Source organism: Sphingomonas sp. P3_C6, from assembly GCF_056402595.1.
The window spans coordinates 124,717-147,649 of sequence record NZ_JBFUHB010000004.1; the positions used below are offsets into that span (position 1 = coordinate 124,717).

A 22,933-nucleotide genomic window follows, 5' to 3' on the forward strand; every position below is an offset into this window, starting at 1 on the left:
TGCCACGTCGGGATTGTACGTTTGTTGCGTGAGACAAAGCGTTTGCGTCAGAGTTTGGGGGGTCATATAGGATCGCCCCTGTCCAAGGATACATCAGCCCATGACAGGCGGATCGAACGAACGGACGTTACGGATCGGCGATACGCGTCGTGTACGGATAGAGGAGTTTCGTTTCTGAATGGCTTATGCTGACCGTAATGTAAGCGGTAACCGCGTGGTGGCGATCGTGATCGTGTCGGTGCTTGTCGCCGTCATGGGTTACGCGTTCGTCACCGGCCTCACGTACAAATACGTGAAAGCGGTGACGGAGAAGTTAAAAACCTTCGACGTAGAAGAACCGCCACCCCCGCCGCCCGATGAGCCGCCGCCTCCTCCGCCAGATCAGCCGCTGGAACCGCCCCCCGTGGTTTCGCCGCCGCCGATCGTGCAGACCCAGGCGCCGCCGCAAGTCGTCATCCAGACGGTGCAGGCTCCGCCGCCGGTTTACGTGCCGACGCCGGTCGCTGCTCCGCCGCCACCGCCCCCTGCGCCGCCCCGCATCTCGCAGGCAGCGTCGGTGAAGGGTAACCCCGGCCAGTTCTTCGGCAACGACGCCTATCCATCGGACGCGATCCGCGCCGGTGCTCAGGGTCGCGTTGTCGCTCGACTGACCGTTGGCACCGATGGTCGCGTGACGGCATGTACCGTGACCACGTCCAGCGGGAATAGCTCGCTCGACGACACCACCTGCCGCATCGCGCGCAGCAGGGTGCGGTACACGCCGGCAAAGGGCGAAGACGGTCAGGCGATTGCATCGACCGCAACGCTGCCGGTCCGATGGGTCCTGCCCGAGGATTGAGGATGAGGGATTCGGCCCGGCGCGCCACGCCCCGGGCCGTTTCTCGAAAATACGCAGTTAAAAATACAGCCTAGAGGAAACCCACAATAATGCTCACCACCATCCTTGCGGCCGGCGCCGCAGCAGCCGCCCCCAAGGGCGACAACCCGTACGGCCTGGTTCCCGCCCTTCGCGAGGGCGGTCTGATTTCGCAGACCGTGTTCGGCATTCTCGTGCTCATGCTCTTTGTTTCTCTCTACATCCTGTTCACGAAGCTGTTCGAGCAGCAGAAGGTGATCAACCAGTACAAGCGCGTCACCGCCGGCTTCTGGAACAACAACAGCCTGCGTGAAGCATCGGCCAAGCTCGAGAAGAACTCGGCTTACAAGCAGATCGTCGATGACGGCCTGTCGGCTCAGGAGCAGCACACCCGCCTGACCGATCCGGTCGAGGCTCATGACTGGCTGCACGGTTCGCTCGCCCGTTCGGAAGCGACCATCAACTCGCAGCTGAACTCGGGTCTGGCCTTCCTCGCGACCGTCGGCGCTACGGCACCGTTCATCGGTCTGTTCGGTACGGTTATCGGCATCTACCGCGCGCTCATCAAGATCGGCGCTGCCGGTCAGGCATCGATCGACGCCGTCGCCGGCCCGGTCGGTGAGGCGCTCATCATGACCGCTCTCGGTCTCGTCGTCGCCGTTCCGGCGGTGCTTGCCTACAACTGGCTGCAGCGTCGCAACAAGTCGATCGCCGAAGACCTGAACTCGTTCTCGAACGACGTTCTCGGTTACCTGGCATCGGACGGTGCGGTTCGCCCGACGGTTGCAGCCCGCAAGGGTCCGGCAGCTCCGGCAGCCAAGCCGGCTGCTACCACCACGGCTGCACGCTGATGATAGGGGCGGGGCGCGCCGTGTCGGTGCCGCCCCGCCTATCGCCGCCGGAGTTTCCCGGTGGTGCAGTTGCAAGGATAGGATAGTCCTCAATGGCAATTAGCGTTGGCGGCGACGGCGCCGAAGAAAAGCCGATGTCGGACATCAACACGACCCCGATGGTGGACGTGATGCTGGTGCTCCTCATCATCTTCCTGATCGCGGTTCCCGTCGTGTTGCAATCGGTGAAGCTGAAGCTTCCCGACATTCGTTACGATCCCACGACCACGAAGCCCGAGAATGTGTCGCTCTCGATCCTGCAGAAGCCCGATGGCAGCTGCGGCATCTATTGGGGGACGTCTCCGGTGGGTCATCAGGAACTGCTCGACCGGGCGGTCGCGAAGCTGAAGGCGGAGATTGCGCGTCAGGGTGGCGTCGGCAATCCCGACCTGGAACTTCCCGAGGCCCATATCCGCGGTGACGTGAACACGCCGTATCGTTGCATCGGTGGTGCAATCTACACGATGCAGATGGCAGGCTTTGCCAAGGTCGGCTTCATTTCCGAGCCTCCGCCCGGCGGCAACGCCGAGCGCATGTGACCGGTCAGAGCTTAGGAGTAATATGATATGGCAATGAGCGGTGGTTCCGATGACGGCCAGCCGATGATGGATCTGAACACGACGCCGCTTATCGACGTCATGCTCGTGCTCCTCATCATGTTCATCATCACCATTCCGATCCAGACTCACGCGGTGAAGGTCGATCTTCCGATCAACGACCCGAACAATCAGCCGCCGCCGATCGATCCGCAGAAGAACAAGGTCGTTATCGATCCTGCGGGCACGATCACGTGGAACGGTGCGCCGGTCGACAAGGTCACTCTCCAGCAATATCTGGAAGCGACCAAGGGTATCAACCCGGAGCCTGAACTCCACTTCCAGCCGGATCCCCAGGCGCGTTATGCGCGGGTTGACGAGGTTCTCGCGGTGATCAAGCGCTCTGGCGTGTCCAAGCTCGGCTTCATCGGGAATGAGCAGTATCGCAACGACTTCTGATTTTTCGATCAGGGTGACATCAAGGGCGGTCCTTCGGGGCCGCCCTTTTTTTATTGCCTGAAAGCCATGGTCTTCCCTCTCGCCGCTCTGTCGCAAAACTGTTGCGGAAGAGTCTCCGAAATGACACAACACTGTCATAAAAGTGAAACCTTTCGTGGAAAGGTCGGTAAGGAGAAGAGCAATGCGTATCGGTTTTGGAGTCTTGATCGCCGGAATTGTCGTGGCAGGTGCGGGCAGCGCCGCTGTTGCGAGCGACCGCACCGGCTACACGGCAATCAAACAGGGGGATTTCAGCACTGCTGAGAAGACCCTGGTCAACGAACGACGGATTTTCCCCGCACGTCCCGAGCTGATGCTGAATCTGGCGGCTGTCTATCGCAGCACGGGTCGCCAGCAGGAAGCGCGTGACCTCTATCAGGCTGTTCTGGAGCGGCCTGACATGCTGATGGACGTCACGACCGAACAGACGGCGTCGTCGCATATGCTGGCCAGTGCCGGCCTCGCTCGCCTCAATGCACGGCAGATGTCGTCACGCTGAAGGCAAATCGCTGGCCGGGCAGAGTCCAGCCATCTGACGAATTGGTCGCCGCGCGCGTGAGCCACGTGGGACGGCGGCCAACAGGTCATCAGGCCGGACGGAGCATTTAGCCTCGTCCGGCTTTTCTCTTATCGTGTTGGAAGGCGTCGAAGGACCCTATCAGAGCCGCGGCAGCGTCACGCCGCGCTGGCCCATATATTTGCCGGCCCGGTCGGCATAGCTCGTCTCGCAGGGCTCGTTGCCCTCCAGGAACAGGAACTGGCACGCCCCTTCGTTCGCGTAGATCTTCGCGGGCAGGGGGGTGGTATTGGAGAATTCGAGCGTCACATGCCCCTCCCAGCCTGGCTCGAGCGGGGTAACGTTGACGATGATGCCGCAGCGCGCATAGGTCGATTTACCGAGGCAAATCACCAGCACGTCGCGTGGTACCCGGAAATACTCCACCGTCCTCGCCAGCGCGAAACTGTTGGGCGGGATAATGCAGACGTCGGTCTTTCGATCGACGAAGCTGTTCGAGGAGAAATCCTTCGGGTCGACGATCACGCTGTCGATGTTGGTGAAGACCTTGAACTCGTCGGAAACGCGGGCGTCATAACCATAGGACGACAGGCCGTAGGAAATGCATCCGTCGCGCTGCTGCCGATCGACGAACGGCTCGATCATCCCATTGTCGAGCGCCTGCTCGCGAATCCACCGGTCCGACATGATCGACATAAAGCGCCTCCCTTTAGCCGACCGCTTTCGCGGGAATGGCCGTTCGGGGCAAGGCCGATCGAGTTGAAACCGTGACGGCCGGCACGCCCTCGCGACGCGTGCCGGCGCGCCCGGCGCTTACTGGGTGAGGATGCTGGCGATCAGGCCGGTGGCGGCGGCTACGAGCAGAAAATCGCCGCTGTTGTTGTTCTCCCGCACCCACTGATAGCCGCGCGGCGGCGTGCGCAGGCCGCGGCGATTCCAGTCGCTCACGACATAGCGACGGTCGTTGCGGGCCAGCTTCTGGCCCTTGCGCCATTTATGGCCGTGCGAGACGCCAACTTCGCGCCATGCGTTGCGTTGCGGACCATGTCCCTGAGGGGCGCGTCCTTGAGGACCATTTGCGTGAGGGCCGTGTCTGTCGGGACCATTCGGGCGGTACTGCGCGGCTGCTGGAAGGCTGACCGACGTGGCAAGCAGCGCGGCGACGACGCCGGCGCAAATTTTATTGTTCATGGGGGAGGTTCTCCTGGATAACCTCGGTCAATACGCGCCGCGGTACAGGACGTTCCAATAGGCCCGATGAGGCCATTTATTTCGTTGTAATAACGAGATAGTTTTTCCAAACCGCTTCGATTGTCGGCAAGGCTCCAAGGAGTGGAATCGCCGACATCAATCCTGAGACTTACGCCGTAGAGATTCACTGGACTTGAAGAATAGGTTCGCCGGGCCGCCGCGGCGGTTCGGTGATCAGTCTATCCCGAGATCGCCCGGCCCAAAAGCGTGGGGCAGCAATTCGGATAGCACATGCCGCTCATGGGCGTCGCCCTCGGCGCCTGCGCACCACACCACGATGTCGCGTTTGCCGAGCTGCGCCGCCTCGTTGATCACCTGACGACAACGGCCGCACGGGCCGACAGGCTTGGTACCGGTCGGCTTGCCCGTGGCGTCCATCACGCCGCCGATCACGCCGATCGCCACAACGTCGCGCAGCCGCCCCTGGGCGTTGGTAGTGGCCAGGGCAACCGTCTCGGCACAGAGGGACAGGCCATAGCTGGCATTTTCGAAATTCGTGCCGGTCACCACGCTGCCGTCAGTCAGCAAGACCGCCGCGCCGACGCCAAAGCGGGAATAGGGCGCATGGGCGTTCAGCGCCGCCTCGCGTGCAGCGGCGATCAGCCGGTCTCGGATCTCGGTCTCGGCCATCATGGTGCGACCACGTTCCAGCGCACCGGTCCGTCGATCCCGTCGATCCGCCGCATGTCATTTGCCTGCCACATGCGCCAGGGCCTTGCCGTATAATCGGGGGGAAAGAAATCCTGCATCGCCCACACGGTCCGCGGGATTGCGCCGGTCACCTGATAGGCCGCCTCGAACCGCTTGCTGATCTTGATCAGCGCCGGCTTGCCGCTGTGCGATTCGACCATCGTCAGGAAGCGCCGCAGCTCGCCGAGCACCACGTTGCGAACCGGGCGCGACTCGCAATCCGGGTCGAAATCAAGTTCGACGGCGGGCGGCAGGGCATCATCGACTCGCGGCACGGTGGTGTTGAAGTTGTTCGCCTGGTCGGCAGCGAGCCGGCACAGCGAAAAGACATGGATCGCCCCGCGCCGCAGGCCGGCGGCATAGGCATCCGACCAATTGGTCGCGAACCGCTCGTCACGTCCGTCGGCACCGAAGGTCGCGCGCAGATAGGCGAAATCCGCCCCGCCGGCCTTCACCGTCGACCATTCGATCACGCCCTGGTCGTCGGATATCTCGACTCCTTGGAAGCCATATTTGTCCGACGGGCGCCAGCTGAGTGCAAAGATCCAGGCGCTGACGCCGACTAATATCAGGACGATGCCGAGCGCGCCGATCTGTCCGATCCGGCGGCCCCAGAGAGGCGATGCCATGCCGTCAGCCCTTGATGTGCAGGACGCAGATCAGCGTGAACAATCGCCGCGCGGTGTCGAAATCGATCTCGATCTTGCCCTCCAGCCGTTCCTTCAGCAATTCGGCCGCCTCGTTGTGGATGCCGCGCCGCGCCATATCGACCGTCTCGATCTGCGCGGGTGTCGCGTTTCGGATCGCTTCGTAATAGCTGTCGCAGATCGCGAAATAATCTTTGATCGGCCGGCGGAAGCGCCCCATCGCGAGGACATAGGTCTCGAGATGCGACTCGTCCTCGCGGTGGATCGCAATGGCCAGCCGCCCTTCCTCGACCGCGAGCGCGATCCGGAAAGGCCCCGCATAGCCATCGGGGTAGGCGCGCTGCGGGCAGAAATAATTCCCTTCGACCAGATCGAAGATGGCAATGCGCCGTTCCTGCTCGATATCCGCCGACCGCCACAATATGGTGCGCTCGTCGAGGGAGACGGCGATGATGCGCGGGTCGGCCATCACGTTCCCGTAAAGAGGAAGGCCGCCGGGAACAACATGCTCCCTTCATCCGGGCCTTTCATCCGTCGCCGGAAACTTATCCCCGCTATTGTGCTGCGCTGTCCCTTGAGCCCGAGGGCGACCTCTGGAAAGGGATGGTAATGGCCACAGCGATCCTCCCGACACCGATTCTCCCTGACGCTCCCTCGCTCCCCCAGAATGTCGAGGCCGAGGCAGCGATGCTCGGCGCGATGATGATCGACAACCGGCTGGCCGACGATCTGATCGACCGGCTCGAGCCCGATCATTTCTTCGAGCCGGTGCACGGCCGCATCTTCGCAGCGATCAAGATGGCGCGCGGCAACGACATGCTCGCGACGCCAGTGACGCTTCGCCCGATGTTCGAGCAGGACGAGGGTATGAAGGAGCTTGGCGGCCCAAGCTATCTCGCCCAGCTCACCGGGTCGGGCGCCGGCCTGATCGGCGCGCGCCAGTTCGCCCAGCAGATCTACGACCTCGCCATGCTCCGCACGCTCGTGCGCGTCGGTCGCGGGCTGGTCGAGGGCGCAATGGACACCTCGGAGGAGGTAAATCCCCGCGCCCAGATCGAGGCGGCCGAGGAGGAACTGTACAAGGTCGCCGTCGACGGCGGCAGCGAGAACCAGACCAAGAGCTTCCTCCAGGCCGCCAAGGTCACCCTCAAAATGGCCGAGGTCGCCCTCAATTCGGGCGGGCACATCTCCGGCATCACCACTGGCATCGAGAGCCTGAATGCCAAGATCGGCGGCATGCACCGGTCCGATCTCATGATCCTGGCCGGTCGACCGGGCATGGGCAAGACCTCGCTCGCCACCAACATCGCGTTCAACGCCGCCCAGCGCTGGATGCGCGACATGGAGGACGGCATCGAGCCGGACCGGTCGCTCGGGGCGAAGGTCGCGTTCTTCAGCCTGGAAATGTCGGCCGATCAGCTTGCCGGCCGTATTCTGTCCGAACAGGCGCGGATCAACTCCGACGTGCTGCGCTCGGGCAAGATCAGCCACCAGGAATTCAGGCAACTCGCGACCACGGCAGGCGAGCTAGAGAATCTGCCGCTCTTCATCGACGATACGGCCGGCCTGACGATCGGCGCGCTGCACACCCGCGCCCGCCGGCTGCAACGCCGACACAATAATCAGCTGGGTCTGATCGTCGTCGACTATCTCCAGCTGTTGACCGGCTCGGCGAAGAGCGCAGGCGACGGCCGCGTGCAGGAGATTTCGGAGATCAGCCGCGGTCTCAAGAACGTCGCCAAGGACCTGAACGTGCCGGTGATCGCGCTGTCGCAGCTCAGCCGCGCGGTTGAGCAGCGCGAGGACAAGCGGCCTTTGCTGTCCGATCTTCGCGAGTCGGGCTCGATCGAGCAGGACGCCGACATGGTGATGTTCGTGTACCGCGAGGATTATTATCTCAACATGACCCAGCCCGAGATCCCGTCGCACGGCTCTCCGCCCGGCGTGGCGGACAAGCATGCGATGTGGACCGAGCATTTCATGCGTGTCCAGGGCCAGGCGGAACTGATCATCGCCAAGCAGCGCCACGGCTCGACCGGCAAGGTCACGCTCAAGTTCGAGCCGCACATCACCAAGTTCAGCGATCTGGCGCCCGGCGAGGGCTATCCGGCATAGCCGATCGCGCCGAGCAGGTCAGAAGACCGGTTCTTCGCCCGGCTTTTCGGCGACATGGATGCCGCACTCGACCTTGTCCCAGCCGCGCCAGCGACCGGCGCGCGGGTCTTCGCCCGGCTGCACCTTGCTCGTGCAGGGCTGGCAGCCGATCGACAGATACCCTTCGGCCTCAAGTGGATGGCGGGGCAGGGCGTTCGCCTCGAAATAGGCCTCGAGATCGCCCTTCACCCAGTCGCCTAGCGGGTTGACCTTCAGCCGGCCGTCCTCGACCTCGAAACGCGGAATGTTCTGGCGGGTGACCGACTGGAACGCCTTGCGGCCCGAGATCCAGCTGTCGAGCCCGGCCTTGGCCCGCCTCAACGGCTCGACCTTGCGGATGTCGCAGCACCCATCGGGATCGTAGGACCAGCGCAGGCCCTTGTCGTCCTTCGCCGCGAGGACCGCGGCATCGGGCTCGACCACCCAGCTGTTGGTCAGCCCGAACCGGCTCACCAGCGTCTCACGATAAGCGAGCGTCTCCGGGAACATCTTGAGCGTATCGACGAAGATCACCGGCACACTGGGATCGGCCTGCGCGACGAGATGCAGCAGGACGGCGCTTTCGGTGCCGAACGAGGAAACGACCGCCGTCGCGCCGAGCAGGCCTTCGGCGAACAGCGCCTTCAGCATTGCCGGCGTGTCGACACCCGCGAAACGCGCGTTCAGCGCGTCCGCATCCGCCTGGGTAAAGACGGGCCGGGCATCGATGACGTCGATCTTCCGCGCGGCCTCAGCCATGCCGAAGCTTCCACACTGGTACCCGGCCATCGGCCGCCGCCTGATAGACAGTGTCGTACCGCGCGAGCGACGCCTGCAGCGTCTCGCTGTCGATCTCGGCCTGGGGCGCGAAGCTGTCGAAGCCGCAGCGCTTCATCAGCGGGATCTGGTCGACCAGCACGTCCCCGGCCGCCCGCAGCTCGCCGGTATAGCCCGCCTCGCGCAGGATCCGCGCCGAGGAATAGCCGCGCCCGTCGCGAAAGGTCGGGAAGCTCACCTCGATCAGCGCGATCTGGCCGAGATGCGGGATCAGCCCGCGGACATCGTCGCCCGACTCGACCCGCACCGCGGTCGCGTTGGTCTGGCCCATGAAGGCGTCGAGCGTGACCGCCGGCTCGTCATGCGGCGCATCCTCGCGGAAGCGCAGCCACTGCTTCTCCTGAGAAGCGGACATCGGGGCCTCACCCATAGATCGCCTCCTTGAACGGATCGATGCCGACACGGCGATAGGTGTCGAGGAAACGTTCGCCCTCCTCGCGGAGCGCGACATAGCGGTCGGTCACGCGCTCGACCGCATCGACGATGCCGTCCTCGTCGAACCCGGGCCCGGTGATCCGGCCGAGGCTCGCATCCTCGGCCCCCGATCCGCCGAGCAGCAGCTGGTAATTTTCGGTGCCTTTCTTGTCGACGCCCAGGATGCCGATGTGACCGGCATGATGGTGGCCGCACGCATTGATGCAGCCGCTGATCTTCAGCTTCAGTTCGCCCAGGTCACGCTGTCGCGCCGGATCGGCGAAACGGCTGGCGATCTTCTGCGCGACCGGAATGGAGCGCGCATTGGCCAGGCTGCAATAATCCAGGCCGGGGCAGGCGATGATGTCGCTGATCAGGTCGAGATTGGCCTCGGCCAGCCCGCCTTCGTTCAGTGCCTGCCATACGGCGTAGAGATCGGCCTTGCGGACATGCGGCAGCACGATGTTCTGCGCATGGGTCACGCGCAGCTCGTCGAACGAATAGCGCTCGGCCAGCGCCGCCATCAACTCGATCTGCTCGGCCGTGGCGTCGCCCGGAATGCCGCCGGTCGGCTTCAGGCTGATGTTGACGATGGCATAACCCGGCTGCTTGTGCCCCTTGACGTTTTGGTCGAGCCACACCGCGAAATCGGGATCGCTGCGGCTGACCAGCTCGCTCGCGCCCTGTTCGAACTTCGGCGGCGCGAAAAAGGCGGTGATCCGATCGAACTCGGCCTTGGGCGGGTCGATGCCCAGCGCCTTCACCGCGATGAATTCCTCCTCCACCTGGCGGCGATATTCGTCGGCACCAAGCTCATGGATCAGGATCTTGATCCGCGCCTTGTAGATATTGTCGCGCCGGCCATAGCGATTGTACACGCGCAGGCATGCCTCGATATAGCTGAGCAGGTCGTCCGCGCCGACAAAATCCTTGATCTCGGGCGCCACCATCGGCGTACGGCCCATGCCGCCGCCGACGAAGATCTTGCCGCCGAGCTCGCCGTCCCGCTCAAGCAGCTGGATGCCGATATCGTGCAGCCGCATCGCCGCCCGGTCCTCATCGGCCGCGATCACCGCGATCTTGAACTTGCGCGGCAGATAGGTGAACTCCGGGTGGAACGTGCTCCACTGGCGCAGTAGCTCGGCCCAGGGGCGCGGATCGGCCACCTCGTCCGCTGCGGCGCCGGCATATTGATCCGACGAGATGTTGCGGATGCAATTGCCGCTGGTCTGGATCGCATGCATCTCGACCGTGGCGAGCTCGGCCAGGATATCGGGCGCATCGGCCAGCTTGATCCAGTTATACTGGATGTTCTGCCGCGTGGTGAAATGCCCGTACCCGCGATCATATTTGCGCGCGATATGGCCGAGCATCCGCATCTGCCGCCCGTCCAGCGTGCCGTACGGGATGGCGACGCGCAGCATGTACGCATGAAGCTGCAGATACAGGCCGTTCATCAGCCGCAGCGGCTTGAACTGGTCCTCGGTGATCTGCCCGGCAAGGCGGCGCTTCACCTGGTCGCGAAATTCCTCGACGCGCGCATCGACGATCGCCTGGTCATATTGGTCGTATTTATACATCTCAGATCACCCAGCTCCCCGCGGCCGGATCGGCGGGCTTCAATGTCAGGTCGAGCCGCACCGTCGGGCCCAGGGCGCGCACGCGGTCCTTGATATGGGCAGGGCGGGGGCCGTTCTCGGTCAGCGTCGCGTCGATCACATAAGCCGCATTGGTGCGGCGCGCGCCTTCCTCGGCGCGGGCGATCGCCTCGCCCATGTCGCCGACATCGGCGGCGTCTTCGACATGGCGCGACCAGCCTTCACCGGTCCACCAGATCACGTCGCCGGTCGGCAGGTCGTTCCCGGTCAGCAATTTCACGCCACGCTCTCCGCAATTCTGGCCCAGCGGCCAAGCTTGTCCTCGGCGTCCGACAGCTCGACGACCTCGCCCACGACGATGATCGCCGGGCTCGCCACCTTCTCGCGGTCGACCATGGACCCGAGATCGGCCAGCAGCGTCCTGATCGCCCGGCTGCCCTTCAGCGTGCCGCGCTCCAGCACCGCGACCGGCATGTCGGGCGCAACGCCGTCGCGCATCAGCTTGTCGGCAATGTCGTTCGCCGTCGCGACGCCCATATAGATGACGAGGGTGCGGCCTTTGCCGGCGAGCCCCGACCAGTCCTGCTCGGTCAGGCCTTTGCACTGGCCGGCGACGAAGCTGACCGCGCTCGAATGGTCGCGGTGGGTGAGGGGCAGCATCGCCTCGGCAGCGCAGCCAAGCGCCGCGGACACGCCGGGAATGACTTCGACCGGCAGCCCGGCTGCGCGCACCGCCTCGACCTCTTCGCCGCCACGGCCGAAGATGAACGGGTCGCCGCCCTTCAGCCGGACGACGATCGCGCCGGTCTTCACATGCGCGACGATCAGCGCGTTGATCGCCTCCTGCGGCAATGTATGCCGCGCGCGCTGCTTCGCGACCGAGATACGCTGCGCCGAGGCAGGCGCGATATCGAGAACGCGCGGATCGATCAGCCCGTCATGGACCAGTATGTCGGCGGTCTTCAGCGCCTCGACCGCACGAACGGTCAACAGCCCGGGATCGCCCGGACCGGCACCGACAAGAATCACGCGCCCACGCGCGGAAGGATCGAGAAGGCTTGCCATGGAGAGGGCAGATGGTCCCCGGGGCGGCAAGTCGCAACGGATGCTTGCTTTGCGGGGGCTTAGCGAATCTATGCGGCTTGTCGGACGAGGCCCGCCACGGCAAGGGCGTCGCGCGACGGCCGGTTAGCCTGTCCCTGCCTTCTGCCTCGAGGCGGCGACCTGCCAAAGCCAGAAGCTGGTCGAAATGAACCACGACATCAGAATGGCGACGAAGACGCGGTTGGTGATGCCATAGGGCGCTCCGCGGTGAAGGCTGAGGAACTGGGCGACGAATGCGGCAATCAACAGTGCCGCAAATCCCAGCGCGGGATATTTTCGGCGCTGCCAATGGTCGCTGCCGCCGTAGCTCAGCCCCAGGAAAATGGCCGCCAGAAGGGCGCTGGCGACATTCACGAGGAAGCTCAACGTGTGGATATCCCCCGTTCGCGTCGACGGGGCAGTTTCAAGGTCCGTGGGGAAAATGGCCGTGACCATCAGACCTGCGGAAACCACGATCAACGCGGTCGAGCCAAGTCGGCCCGGCCACGTCGCCGGCCCTTCCCGGAACATCCCGATCGACAGCGCCAGGCAACCCACCGCGGCTGCGACGAAGGCTGTCGTCATGATCCAGCCGAACCGTCCCACCGCATAGTCGCTGATCATATGATCCACGATCGTATAATCCGGCCGAATGAGGTGCATCACCAACAGGGCCGCGACGAAGTAGGAGAAGCAGCACGCCGCTATCGTCGCCAGCAGCGTGGAGGGCGGGTTGGGCGCAATATCGCCTCGATCGTTTCCTGCCGTCACCAGAATCGTCCCCCATATAGTCTCAGTCCCGACGTCCCCGCGGCCGGCAGGCCATCGCGGATCGTCGCTGCCTCGGGCGTGAGCGCGACGGAACGGGGCAGCGCATCCAGCACCCGCTTCGCGGTGGCACGGTCGCCGACATTGGCGCTCAGCAGGCGAGGGGCTTCACTGTTGAGAAACAGCAGGTGCACGCTGCCGAACCATTCGCGAACCTCGACATGGTCGATGCTCGCAAAGGGCAGCCGGCTTTCCCGGAACACCTTGAAATGGATGGCGCCGGGCGCGATCACGAAGCGCGGGTTGATGCTGTTGTGCGCGTTGCTGCCGAACAAACCGCCCTGGCGCCGGTACAGCGCGCGTACGGGCACAGTCATCGTCCCGCCCGGCGCGGTGACGGGTGGTGCAGCCTGCGAAGCCGTCACTTTTCGCCTGCGCAGCATTACCACGGTGCCGATGATCGCGAACAGCAATACCGGCAACGCCGTCACCAGGGCGTGAAATATGACTTGGCCGGGCGCGACGCTCATGGCTCTGCCCGGTCGGGTTCCACCAACCGCATCCGGGCGAGTATGGCACGCGCCTCCGGCGTGTCGGCGACGGCGTCGAGCCGGGGCGAGGTGCGAACCAGGCCCATCGAGGTCCGGATCGCGAAGATCATGATCGCGCCCGGCGCCACCGCGATGTCGAGCGGCGCGACGGCCGATGGACCGGGGGCGCCGGGGATGTCTGCAAACAGGCGGTGTGCCCCTGCCGGCAACGCCATCATGGTGAAGCGCTTCGGCATCAACTGGGCGATCACCACGTCATCGACCGACACGTCGAAGCCGATCGACCCCGCGGCGTTGGTCTTGTCGCGCATCACGACGATCCAGCCGGCCCCAGGGCTTGGCGGAAAGGCGAGCAATTCCGCCTTGCGAGCATCGGTCGCTACCGGCATCCGTCGATTGCGCGCCAGCGCATTCAGGCCGGTAAGCAAGCCCGAGCCGAGGACCATCGGCAGGACGAACTTGGTCGCGCCGAGGTCCAGGCCAGGCGTACTGGCCTCGGCAAGGATCAAGGCGATGAACAAGCAGCCGCCGACGGCGACCGCAATCGCCAGGTTTCGCAGCGTCCTCATCGTCTTTTACAGGCCGAAGCTGATGCCGACGCGCCCGGCGGTCGATCCGCGCACGGTCGATCCGCCGACGCCGGCATTGACATAGACCTTGGGGCTCAGCCGCCCGACCACCGCTCCCGAAAAGCCCTGTTGCCCGCGATAGGTCGCCAGGTTGAACGACATCGAGAGCGCGCTGTCCGGCACGATCATCGTGCCACCCAGGGCCACTGCCGCGGCAATGCCGCCATTCGCCTCCTGGATGTTCCGGCGCAGCCCGCTGACCGAGGTCTGCAGCCCGCCGACCTGATCCTGCAACGTGCTGATCTGGTTCGACTGGACGGTGTTCACCGCCTCGATCGCCGTCATCCGCGTATCCTGGGTGAGGTTCCTCGCCTCGACCGATGTCAGCCTGGTATTCTGCGTGACATTCTCGGTTTCCACTGAATCCAGGCGCGTGTTCTGCACGCTATTAACATTCTCGACCGAGGTCAGCCGCGTATCCTGCACCTTATTGACGGTCTCGACGTTGGTCAGCCGCGTGTCCTGCTGGACGTTGGTCGCCTCGACGGCGGTGATGCGCGTGCCCTGATCGTTCACCTGGTTCGTCAGGTTGGTGACATTCCCGGCGACGCTCTCGATCGCGCTATCGACATAGTCCTTGTTCGCCGCATCGGTCCCGGCGATCGGCGCCCCGATATTCTGGATTCGGTTTCCGCCGGCGTCGATCGTGGTGCCGGGGGTGATCGCCAGCTTGCCGCTGATCGTCACCGAGGAATTGAACGTCGCTTTCGACGTGCGGAGCTCGGTGATCTCGGCCAGGCCGGTCGCGAAGCTGTTCGACGTCAGCGATCCGCCGAAGCTTCCATTGCCGGTCGCGGCGAGCGACCCGGTGTTGATGCTCCTGGTGGTCAGATTGCCGGCATTGTTGATGGAGTTCGTATTGAGCTGGTCCACAGTCGTGAAGCCCGTGAAATTCGCCTGGCCGTTGAACTGCGCCCCCCCGTTGAAAATGGCACCCCCGTTGAAGGTCGCGAGGCCGTCGACACCGTCGAGAATGACATCCCGCCCGTCAGGACCGACCCTGATCCTGGTTTCGTTGTAGTAGACCGGGAAGCTGTCGCAGCCATCCTCGTCACCAAAGCCGATCACGCCGCCCGAGGAGCAGATAGCCGCCTGACCTCCTCCGCTACCTGGTTCGATGCGGACCTGGGCTGCGGCGGGCAGCGGGATGAGCGCGGCGGCGAGTGCAAGGCCGCCAAGGCCGCTAAGGTTGATCGGCGTCCAGATGCCGCGGTGACGCAGCGGAAATTCAGTGATCATCGACGAAGCCCTTTCCCGAAATAATGGGTTACCGACGCCCGAATTCCCGCCGTCGCTACCACTTCGGGGTCATTCGGTCGTTGATTGGGCTATGGCGGAGCGGTACCGTGCTCAGCGCTCCCCGTTTGGGTAGGAGGTCGAGAAATCGCCATGAAGTTCGCGGTTGTTGATGTCATGCCGGACGAGCGGTGCATCCATGACCGCCTGCTGCTCGGGTAGGAGACGCCCGACCGGCTGATCGGCCAGATCTACGAATGCCCCCTTGGTCCGTCCCGGTGGGACGGGACGATCGAGCAGACCAGAATGGCGCTGCGCCCGGCCGAATGGCGAACCCGCGCGCAACGGGCAACTGATCGATACTGACGACATCCTGCCGCGCGAGGAACTACGAAAGAACGGCCTCTACGAGAATTTTCTGGCGGCGATGAAGGTCGATCGGACGCCGTGCCTCATGCTCGATCGTCGTGACGGCGAACGGCTCGGCCTCTTGCTGACAGGGCTGGGAGATGCCGATCTCACTATGCTGTGCCGTGGCCTCCGGGTTCTGGGCCCGCATATCCAGCGCGCCGTGCGGATCAGCCATCGCATTGCCAGCCTGGAAGTGGCGGCGGGGGCGCCGCTCAGAAGGCGAGCCGGACGCCGACCGACCCGCCATTGTCCTGCCAGTTCGATCCGAACTGGCCGCGATAGGAGACGAAGCCGGTCCAGCGGCCTTTGTGGACGGTGAGGCTGGTGCCGAGAGACAGGCTGTCCTGAGGCAGGCCGATGCGGTTGCCGGCAAAGGCAGTGCCGTCCTGCGCGACCAGCGTTATCGGCATGCCGCGCGCGGACTCGCTATGGCGGTAGCCGAACTGGACGTCGGGAATGATCTGCGTCCCGTCGGCCCGCTCGACCGTGTAGGACCAGCCGACCTGCGCGAAGGGCGTGACGAAAGTGCGTGCGCCTTTTACACCGCTGACCAGGAATGCCGCCGGAGCGCCGCTTTGCTCCGCGAAACCGTCGATCTGCAACCGTGAGACGATCACGCCCGCAATGGGGGTGATCGTCGCGCCGGCCAGCTGAAACGGGATCGCCGCCTGCGCGCCGCCAAGCCACTGCGTCGCCGCCCGCTTCGCATGGGCCGCGCCGATCCCGGTCGCGCGATCGGTGTCGATCCAGGCATGGGCGTAACTGCCGACCGCCGAAAGACCGATCGGTCCGAGCGATTGCGACGCATAGACGCTGACGCGCACCGTGTCGGAACGGCCGCTGCCGCCGGACGCATCGTCGAGCGCCTGGCGATCATAGCCGACGGCACCGCCGAGCCGGCCCGTGCTTCCGACGGTGGCGTCCACGCCGCCCTCGATCGCGTAGTTGGTCGACTGGAAGGGCAGGGGCACGCGCGATCCGCTGGCCCGCAAACCGCTGCCGCCGGCCTGAATCCAGGTGCGGACATGCGGGCCGGCGGCAAGGCCCAGATTGTAGGAACTATGCCCGCCGCCGTCCGCGTTGGTCCGTGAAAGCAGTGCGATGGCGTCCTGCTCGTTGGCCGTCGCGAAGGCGAAGGTCTGCGCACTGAAAATCCGTGCGTCCGCCGGAGCGACGATCGTGGGGGTTGGCGTTGGGGTCGGCGTCGGCGTCGGCGTCGGCGTGGGTGTTGGGGTCGGCGTCGGCGTGGGTGTTGGGGTCGGTGTTGGCGTTGGGGTCGGCGTGGGTGTCGGCGTCGGTGTCGGCGTCGGTGTCGGTGTCGGTGTCGGTGTCGGCGTCGGCGTCGGCGTCGGCGTCGGTGTCGGTGTCGGTGTCGGTGTCGGAGTGGGCGTAGTACCGGCGAGCTTCAGTTGCGCATCGGTGTTCGTGTAGGCCACGCTGATGTCGAACCCGCCGGGCGCGCTGGTCCCCGAAGCGTTGGCGACGGAGGCAAAAATGCCCGAGAGCGCAGTCGTCGAATGCAGGAAGCTGCGCGTGCTGGCGGTGTAGGTCCCCGGCGCCCAGGCAAAGGTTACCTTCCCGGCCACGCTGGCATTGCCGGTCACCGACACCTGGTCGATCGCGCCGGGCGACACGCCGATCACCAGATTGCCGGTTGAAGTCTGCGTATAGCCGCCCGTGACGCTCAGCCGATTGCCGCCCAGGCTGCCGTTGGCGAGGCTGACGGTACCCGCGTTGACCAGATCGACCACGATGCCGCTCTGGCCGATCTTGGGGTTCACCCCATTGCCGGCATAGAGCGTGGATGTGGGGTCGATCGAGACGGTGCCAGCACCGAGACTGGGGCCGAATAGATTCCCGGTCAGCGTCAGTGCGCTGCCCCCGGTAAGGTTGACCGTCTGCCAACCCTGAATCCCTATGCCGCGGCTGGCGTCGCTCGAGAAGTCGCCGCCGCGCAACAAGACATTGTTCAGATTCAAGGTGTCGTAGAAGCCGCCTTGCAGTCGAGTCGTCGCTGCGAGGTCGGCGGCCGTGAGGCCGGTCAGGTTGACCACATTGCCCGGCGCGTTCGAGCCGAACGTCGCGCTACCGAGATCGACCTGAATGGCGCCAGCCAGCGAGCCGCTCGTCCAGTCGATCGTGGCCGGGCCGCCGGCGCTGCGGGTTCCGCTCACGATGATGTCACCCGTCACCGCGCCGCCTCGCAGATCGACTCTGCTGTTGGGGCCCAGGATGACGACGGCCGGCTGCCCTCCGACGCCAGTGATCGTGCCGGTGTTGATAAGGGTGGTCGTCGGGCGCGAAAAAAGGGTCTGCGTGATAGTGCCGGCATTGGTGATGGCCATGTTGCCGCCCTGGCTCGTATAGCGGTTTACCGACACCTGCCCATCGACCACGCCTCCCGCGCCGATCGAGAGCGAGGCGCTCTTGCCGAGACCGACCTGAAGCTCAACCGCAATAGGGGCGTTGGGGGCATAGCCGTTGTTGCCCGCCTGTCGGCCGATCACCTTGCCGTTGACCACGACCGCGACCGCTCCTTCGGCGGCGATCGCGACGCCTGCGTCCACCGTCGCGCCCGCGCCCACTGCGATGTTCAATTGACCGGGGCCGCTGGCATGGATACCCGCCAGCGTTCCGCTCCGGTCGGTCACATCGGCGTTGGCGTTGATCGTTACCAAACCCGGCGTGGACGACGAGGCGACCGTCTGGTCGGCGCCGATCACGCTGTCGTGGAGCAGCCCTGAGATCAACGGACCAGTGCGCGTGATCGCGCCGTCGGCGGTGATGGTGATCGCGCCGCCGTTCGTGCTGGTGGCATAGATGGCCCGGTAGGTTGAATTGACGGTGCCGCTGCTTGTGATGTGGATGTCGGTTGGGCCGGAAGCGGCGTGGGTGAATATCCCAAAGGAATTGGTGGGGGTGCCCAGCGCGCCGCTGCTCGCGACGGCACCGGATGCCGTCACCGATATGGCGCCGGCGCCCGGTGTGCCGACTTCGATCGCCCTGCTCGTGGCAGAGACGTTGTGGACGTTCACCGTCACGATGCCGCCGGTCAGGCCTCCGCCACTGCCGTTGACCGCGAACACGCCGTGCTCGTCGCCAGTCAACGTGCCTGTCGACGTTACGGTGACATTGCCGCTGCCCAAGGCGCTGGCAAAGATCGCGCCCCCGTTGGTGCCGGTCACGTCAACCGTGGTGATCGTGAGCGTGCGTGCGGCGTTGGCGTCGCTCGCTTCGGCATTGATGCCCCACTGGGCGTAGGGACTGCCGCCGGCCTTCTGCACCACCGGGCCGGTGGTGGTGATCGCGATATTGCCGCCGAAGCTCTGGGCATGAATGCCGGAGTTCGCGCCATTCACTGCAGCGGCGTTGATCGTGAGATTGCCCTGGCTCTGGGCGTAGATGCCGATGTCGGTGCGGCCGGTGACGACACCGTTGGTGGTCAGGCTTATGTCCCCGCCGGGGGTGGAGCTGAAGAATTTCACGCCCACGGCCTGGCCGGTGATCGTCGCGTGGTTCGTGTCGGTGAAGCTGCCTTGGGCGGAGATGTCGATCGCATCGCCGCTGGCTGTGTCGATCGAAAAGCCGGGATCGGTGGTGATGGTGAGAGGCGTGGAAGACGTGATCGTCTGGGTGGTCGTCACCGTGCCGGCCGGCGAGGTGCAGATATAGGTGTTGCTGCCCGGCGATTGCGGTACGCAGCCCTGCGCAGCCGCCTCCCCGCGTTGCGAACCCATCACGGCCGCCAGGGACGATGCGCCAAGCGCAAGGTGCCGAACGCTCAAATACCGCCGATTCATGATCGCCCCTTTGCTGCCGGATTGCCGTCTCGCCGAAAAGTCCATTCGGTCGTTGATCGGGATATGGCCGGGCGGTACCGTGCGCAGCGCTCTTCGTTTGGGTAGGAGGTTGCAAAATCGCCATGCAGTTCGTGGTTGTTGAGGCTATGCCGGAAGAGCGGCATATTCGGGATCGCCTGCCGCTTGGGTGGGACACGCTCGACCGGCTGGTCGGTCAGATCTACGAATGCGCGCTCGACCCGTCCGGATGGGATGCGACGATCGAGCAGATCAGGCTGGCGCTTTGTCCGCCCGAATGGCGAACCGCTTTTCTGATGCTGGAACGACGCAATCCCCCAAGCGCGAAATTTATCGCGTCGACCAATGTCGGGCCGGGTGTCGAATTAATGTACAGCGCGGTCTTCGCGTACAACAACCCTTGGTCGCAACGGACATGGCCGGCGCGAAATGGCCAGCTGATCGATACCGACGAAATCCTGCCGCGCGAGGAGCTCCGCAAGACGGGCCTCTACAAGAATTTCCTTGCGGCGATGAATGTTGACCGCACGCTTTGTCTTATGCTCGACCGTCGTGATGGCGAGCGTCTCGGCCTGTTGCTGATCGGGCCGGGGGATCGCGACCTCACCGTGCTGCGCCGTGGTCTCCGGGTTCTGGGCCCGCATATCCAGCGCGCCGTGCGGATCAGCCACCGCATCGCCAGCCTGGAAGTGGCGGCGGGGGCGGCTCGGGCGGCGGCTAACCGGTCGCGTTACGCCCTGATCAGCCTCGACAAGGATTTCAATATCCTGTCGGCCAATGATCGTGTCGCGCATTACGAGGCGGCGGGCCTCATAACGACCAAGGGCGGAAAGCTGGCCTTCGTCGATCCGGCCAGCCAGCAGAAGCTGGCGATCATGGGCTCGAGCCCGTCGCGCGACGACCTCGCCTTCCACGCGATTGACCGCGCGGGCCTGGAACACCCGGTGCTCGGCATGCTGATCAAGCCCAAGACCGTGCCCTATATCGGCGGTGCCATTCCCGATGCCGCGATGATCGTCACCATCGGCAGCGGGGTGGGCGAGGGGCCGGTCCTGGGCATCGACCGATTGGCGCAGTGGTTCGGACTGACACCCTCCGAGGCACGCGTCGTCGACGCCCTGGTCGAGGGGCAGACACCCCAGGATTATGCAAGCCGCAACGGCGTCAGTGTTAACGCAGTGCGCTTTCACCTGAAGCACATCTTTCTCAAGACCGAGACGGCCAGCCAGGCGCAACTCATTGCCCGGATCGCAAATATGCCGCGGTGAAGTGTGGGTGGACAATAGGGTTTGACATCCCCCTGGGTCAGCACCTGCACCTTGCCGTTGAACGAAGACTAAAGTTCGCGAGCCTTACGCCCAAAAGGGGCTTTTGGGGTATTGCGGGCTGTCTGGAAGCTGCCGATTGGCTCAGCCCGTCAATCCCTTGGCAAATGCCTGCCAGGCCGGAGTCGCATTGAGGGCGAGGCGCAGAACTTGCGTCGCTAAAAAGAACCCGCCGCCCCAGATCGTCGCCGGGTGCAACCTGCCGCGCGTCCGTACGTCGTGGAATATCAGGGCCGCCAGCATGATATCCGTCAGGATCATCCCGCCCAGCGCCGGCGTCAGGCCGATATGGGTAAACCGCGTGATCCGGGCGAGCGGCGTGGTCAGGATCGCCGCCGTGCCGAGCAGCATCAGCCGTTTGTGCCAGGCAGGCCGCTTGCGGATCGCGACTCCGGCGCCAACCAGCACTGCGAACGTCAGGATCGCGCCGAGGGGAAAGATCAGGGGCGGCCCCTGCGGCGGCACGTGATGGGCGACGGCAACGCGCTTGGTGGTGATCGCCGTCGCGATGCCCAACGGCACCATCACGCCTGCGAGCACCACGGCGGCGTATCCGGTGATCCGGTGAATATCGGCGCGCCCTGCGGAGATCAGCACGGTCTGCGCGACGTAGAGCACTATCCAGGCGGTGAAAACGACGCCGTGGACATGGAGCAGCGCCGACAACGGCTTGGCGCTGAACATCGGCGCCAGATAATAACTCGGTGCGAAACCCACGAACGTTGCCACCGACACGATGATCGCCATCGCCGCGAAGAATCGACGCTCGTCGCCGGAACCAACCCGAGCCGCCGCCGTCAGAATCGCCACAATTACCTCCCTGAAGCCGACGCCCGCCTGATCACCGCCCGACCTCCCGATCTGCCATTCGGCAAATGACGGGCATCAAGTTGTTGATCGAACCATGGCGCTACACCGGGCTTCGCCGCGCTCTTCGTTTGGGTAGGGTGGTGCGAAATCGTCACGCAGCTCACGGCTGGCGCGGCCGGCCCGCCGGGTCGCCTGATTTTCCTCTCTTGAACTGGTGCTCGACCGGCACACGGCCTGAAACAACACCGCGGCAACGAAGCAAGCAATCCACTGAGCAAGAACGTGCCCACGCGCGGAAGGATCGAGAAGGCTTGCCATGGGGAGGACAGATGGTCCCCGGGGCGGCAAGTCGTGCTCAGCGCGGATAATTGAGCGCCGCGACGACCTTGGCCAGATCCGCCGTTCCTGCCGCGGTCAAAAGCATGTCGCCACCAGTCTTCGCCGGCGTGGGGCCGAAATCCCGAATCAGGTGATCGCGCATGGGTTGTGAAACCAATGCATCGTCCTGAACGAACTGAGGGCGGTGCATCAGCGAAGCGGCGTGGGCATCGTCGGCCTCCTTATCTCCGGTGAGATCCCCGATCCGCTCCATCACGATCGGATAGGCCGAGGGGTTCCGCATCGCATTTCCGGCCGTCAGCAGAATACCGTCCATCAGCATGATCTTCGGCGTGGTGACGATATTGAAGATCATGTAACAGGGAAGATACCGGACGGTGTCGGTGGCGATCACGAAGACCTGACCTTCGATCGGCAATATCGAACCGACGTAGCGAACATCAGGACCACCGAGCTCAAACCTGAGGAGCCCTGCATCGCCGAGGCGGATCATGCCGTGTTCGTGGAAGAACCTGCCGGGGGCGATGACTGCAGGATGAGTCGCCCGCCAGAAGCCTTCATAGCCTTCGCCGCGTAGCCGGGTCGATCCAAAAGCGGCGTCCAGCGTCTCCGCCGGAAGGTCGAGCCCCGACGGTCGATCGTCGAGCGGGTGCACGAAGTCGACTCCGAACAAGGCAGCGAAGTCAGCAGGCGCGCGCTCCCAATCCAGCAGCGTCAGGCCGGGAAGCTTTTCGGCGAGCAAGCGGGTCAGGCGTTCGAGATTGTGGCCCGAGGGACGAACCGTTCCCGACGCCCATCGCCCGACCAGCGACTTGTCGACCTCCAGTTCGGCGGCGAGCCGGCCCCGGCTCATCGACAGCGCCTTCAGTGCCAGCGTGAGCCGATCTCCAAAGCTGTTCGACATCGGCCACCCTCCGGTCCGGAGCCTGACCGGTCACCCCGCCAAATGCAACCCGTTGCATTTCGAAGCAGCGTCCGCCGACGGCCGGTGCACCTGATCGTGGGGCCGCCCCTGATCCATCGAGCCGCAGCCCGGCTTCGGCTGCCGCATCGACCCCCCGTGGATGTCGGTCAGCAGGGGACGGGCGCCAATCAG

25 protein-coding genes are annotated in these 22,933 nt (G+C 64.5%); 7 read left to right on the forward strand and 18 right to left on the reverse strand.

The window, feature by feature from the left end:
• The first annotated feature begins 178 nt into the window (after positions 1–178).
• The 5 genes from AC1DT7_RS06905 to AC1DT7_RS06925 all read left to right on the forward strand — a co-directional run bounded on the left by AC1DT7_RS06905 (position 179) and on the right by AC1DT7_RS06925 (position 3,279).
• Entirely contained in the window at positions 179–838 is a 660-nt protein-coding gene (locus AC1DT7_RS06905) for an energy transducer TonB (RefSeq protein ID WP_478035142.1), read from the forward strand.
• Between the two features lie 89 nt (positions 839–927).
• The gene (locus AC1DT7_RS06910; protein WP_478035143.1) at positions 928–1,707 is read left to right on the forward strand and encodes a MotA/TolQ/ExbB proton channel family protein; all 780 of its coding nucleotides are present in this window, start codon (positions 928–930) and stop codon (positions 1,705–1,707) included.
• A gap of 92 nt (positions 1,708–1,799) precedes the next feature.
• Complete coding sequence (locus tag AC1DT7_RS06915) at positions 1,800–2,285, forward strand: ExbD/TolR family protein (RefSeq protein WP_478035145.1); 486 nt, start codon at positions 1,800–1,802, stop codon at positions 2,283–2,285.
• Between the two features lie 27 nt (positions 2,286–2,312).
• Positions 2,313–2,741, forward strand: coding sequence for an ExbD/TolR family protein (locus AC1DT7_RS06920; protein WP_478035147.1), 429 nt, complete (start codon positions 2,313–2,315; stop codon positions 2,739–2,741).
• Between the two features lie 181 nt (positions 2,742–2,922).
• The gene (locus AC1DT7_RS06925) at positions 2,923–3,279 is read left to right on the forward strand and encodes a tetratricopeptide repeat protein (protein ID WP_478035148.1); all 357 of its coding nucleotides are present in this window, start codon (positions 2,923–2,925) and stop codon (positions 3,277–3,279) included.
• A 159-nt stretch (positions 3,280–3,438) separates the two neighbouring features.
• On the opposite strand, the gene dcd is transcribed toward AC1DT7_RS06925, so the two are convergent.
• From dcd to AC1DT7_RS06950, 5 genes are all read right to left on the reverse strand, one after another.
• A complete protein-coding gene (gene dcd, locus AC1DT7_RS06930) occupies positions 3,439–3,993 on the reverse strand; it encodes a dCTP deaminase (protein ID WP_478035150.1) in 555 nt (184 codons plus the stop codon).
• 117 nt (positions 3,994–4,110) lie between these two features.
• Complete coding sequence (locus AC1DT7_RS06935) at positions 4,111–4,488, reverse strand: RcnB family protein (protein ID WP_478035152.1); 378 nt, start codon at positions 4,486–4,488, stop codon at positions 4,111–4,113.
• A gap of 234 nt (positions 4,489–4,722) precedes the next feature.
• Positions 4,723–5,178, reverse strand: a complete 456-nt coding sequence (locus AC1DT7_RS06940; protein WP_478035356.1) for a cytidine deaminase — start codon at positions 5,176–5,178, stop codon at positions 4,723–4,725.
• Positions 5,178–5,867: a glycoside hydrolase family 25 protein gene (locus AC1DT7_RS06945; protein WP_478035153.1), complete on the reverse strand. Its 690-nt coding sequence runs from the start codon at positions 5,865–5,867 to the stop codon at positions 5,178–5,180. The genes AC1DT7_RS06940 and AC1DT7_RS06945 overlap by 1 nt, the downstream gene beginning before the upstream one ends.
• Positions 5,868–5,871: 4 nt before the next feature.
• Complete coding sequence (locus AC1DT7_RS06950; RefSeq protein ID WP_478035155.1) at positions 5,872–6,354, reverse strand: UPF0262 family protein; 483 nt, start codon at positions 6,352–6,354, stop codon at positions 5,872–5,874.
• A gap of 140 nt (positions 6,355–6,494) precedes the next feature.
• On the opposite strand from AC1DT7_RS06950, the gene AC1DT7_RS06955 reads away from it, so the two are divergent.
• Positions 6,495–8,000, forward strand: coding sequence for a replicative DNA helicase (locus AC1DT7_RS06955; RefSeq protein WP_478035157.1), 1,506 nt, complete (start codon positions 6,495–6,497; stop codon positions 7,998–8,000).
• An 18-nt stretch (positions 8,001–8,018) separates the two neighbouring features.
• On the opposite strand, the gene AC1DT7_RS06960 is transcribed toward AC1DT7_RS06955, so the two are convergent.
• The 11 genes from AC1DT7_RS06960 to AC1DT7_RS07010 form a co-directional block, all read right to left on the reverse strand.
• Positions 8,019–8,777: a phosphoadenylyl-sulfate reductase gene (locus AC1DT7_RS06960; protein WP_478035158.1), complete on the reverse strand. Its 759-nt coding sequence runs from the start codon at positions 8,775–8,777 to the stop codon at positions 8,019–8,021.
• Positions 8,770–9,210, reverse strand: a complete 441-nt coding sequence (locus tag AC1DT7_RS06965; RefSeq protein WP_478035357.1) for a DUF934 domain-containing protein — start codon at positions 9,208–9,210, stop codon at positions 8,770–8,772. Before AC1DT7_RS06965 ends, AC1DT7_RS06960 begins: the two co-directional genes overlap by 8 nt.
• A 7-nt stretch (positions 9,211–9,217) precedes the next feature.
• Positions 9,218–10,849 carry a nitrite/sulfite reductase gene (locus AC1DT7_RS06970; protein WP_478035160.1) on the reverse strand — a complete coding sequence of 544 codons (1,632 nt, stop codon included), beginning with the start codon at positions 10,847–10,849 and terminating at the stop codon, positions 9,218–9,220.
• A 1-nt stretch (position 10,850) separates the two neighbouring features.
• Entirely contained in the window at positions 10,851–11,147 is a 297-nt protein-coding gene (locus AC1DT7_RS06975) for a DUF2849 domain-containing protein (protein WP_478035161.1), read from the reverse strand.
• A complete protein-coding gene (gene cobA / locus AC1DT7_RS06980) occupies positions 11,144–11,932 on the reverse strand; it encodes a uroporphyrinogen-III C-methyltransferase (RefSeq protein ID WP_478035163.1) in 789 nt (262 codons plus the stop codon). Before cobA ends, AC1DT7_RS06975 begins: the two co-directional genes overlap by 4 nt.
• 123 nt (positions 11,933–12,055) lie before the next feature.
• Complete coding sequence (locus AC1DT7_RS06985; RefSeq protein WP_478035164.1) at positions 12,056–12,721, reverse strand: DUF998 domain-containing protein; 666 nt, start codon at positions 12,719–12,721, stop codon at positions 12,056–12,058.
• Positions 12,718–13,248 (reverse strand): hypothetical protein, encoded by a 531-nt coding sequence (locus tag AC1DT7_RS06990; protein ID WP_478035166.1) that lies wholly within the window; start codon positions 13,246–13,248, stop codon positions 12,718–12,720. Before AC1DT7_RS06990 ends, AC1DT7_RS06985 begins: the two co-directional genes overlap by 4 nt.
• A complete protein-coding gene (locus tag AC1DT7_RS06995; RefSeq protein WP_478035168.1) occupies positions 13,245–13,838 on the reverse strand; it encodes a hypothetical protein in 594 nt (197 codons plus the stop codon). Before AC1DT7_RS06995 ends, AC1DT7_RS06990 begins: the two co-directional genes overlap by 4 nt.
• Positions 13,839–13,844: 6 nt before the next feature.
• Positions 13,845–15,137, reverse strand: a complete 1,293-nt coding sequence (locus AC1DT7_RS07000; protein ID WP_478035169.1) for a hypothetical protein — start codon at positions 15,135–15,137, stop codon at positions 13,845–13,847.
• A 385-nt stretch (positions 15,138–15,522) separates the two neighbouring features.
• Positions 15,523–15,720 carry a hypothetical protein gene (locus AC1DT7_RS07005; protein ID WP_478035171.1) on the reverse strand — a complete coding sequence of 66 codons (198 nt, stop codon included), beginning with the start codon at positions 15,718–15,720 and terminating at the stop codon, positions 15,523–15,525.
• Between the two features lie 37 nt (positions 15,721–15,757).
• A complete protein-coding gene (locus AC1DT7_RS07010) occupies positions 15,758–19,282 on the reverse strand; it encodes an autotransporter domain-containing protein (RefSeq protein ID WP_478035172.1) in 3,525 nt (1,174 codons plus the stop codon).
• A gap of 185 nt (positions 19,283–19,467) precedes the next feature.
• Here AC1DT7_RS07010 and AC1DT7_RS07015 point away from each other — a divergent pair, with 185 nt between their 5' ends.
• Entirely contained in the window at positions 19,468–20,631 is a 1,164-nt protein-coding gene (locus AC1DT7_RS07015; protein WP_478035174.1) for a helix-turn-helix transcriptional regulator, read from the forward strand.
• Between the two features lie 141 nt (positions 20,632–20,772).
• On the opposite strand, the gene AC1DT7_RS07020 is transcribed toward AC1DT7_RS07015, so the two are convergent.
• Both AC1DT7_RS07020 and AC1DT7_RS07025 read right to left on the reverse strand, forming a co-directional pair.
• On the reverse strand, positions 20,773–21,498 hold the full coding sequence (locus AC1DT7_RS07020; protein WP_478035175.1) for a hypothetical protein: 726 nt from the start codon (positions 21,496–21,498) through the stop codon (positions 20,773–20,775).
• 355 nt (positions 21,499–21,853) lie between these two features.
• Positions 21,854–22,741 carry a helix-turn-helix domain-containing protein gene (locus tag AC1DT7_RS07025; RefSeq protein WP_478035177.1) on the reverse strand — a complete coding sequence of 296 codons (888 nt, stop codon included), beginning with the start codon at positions 22,739–22,741 and terminating at the stop codon, positions 21,854–21,856.
• Positions 22,742–22,933 lie beyond the last annotated feature (192 nt).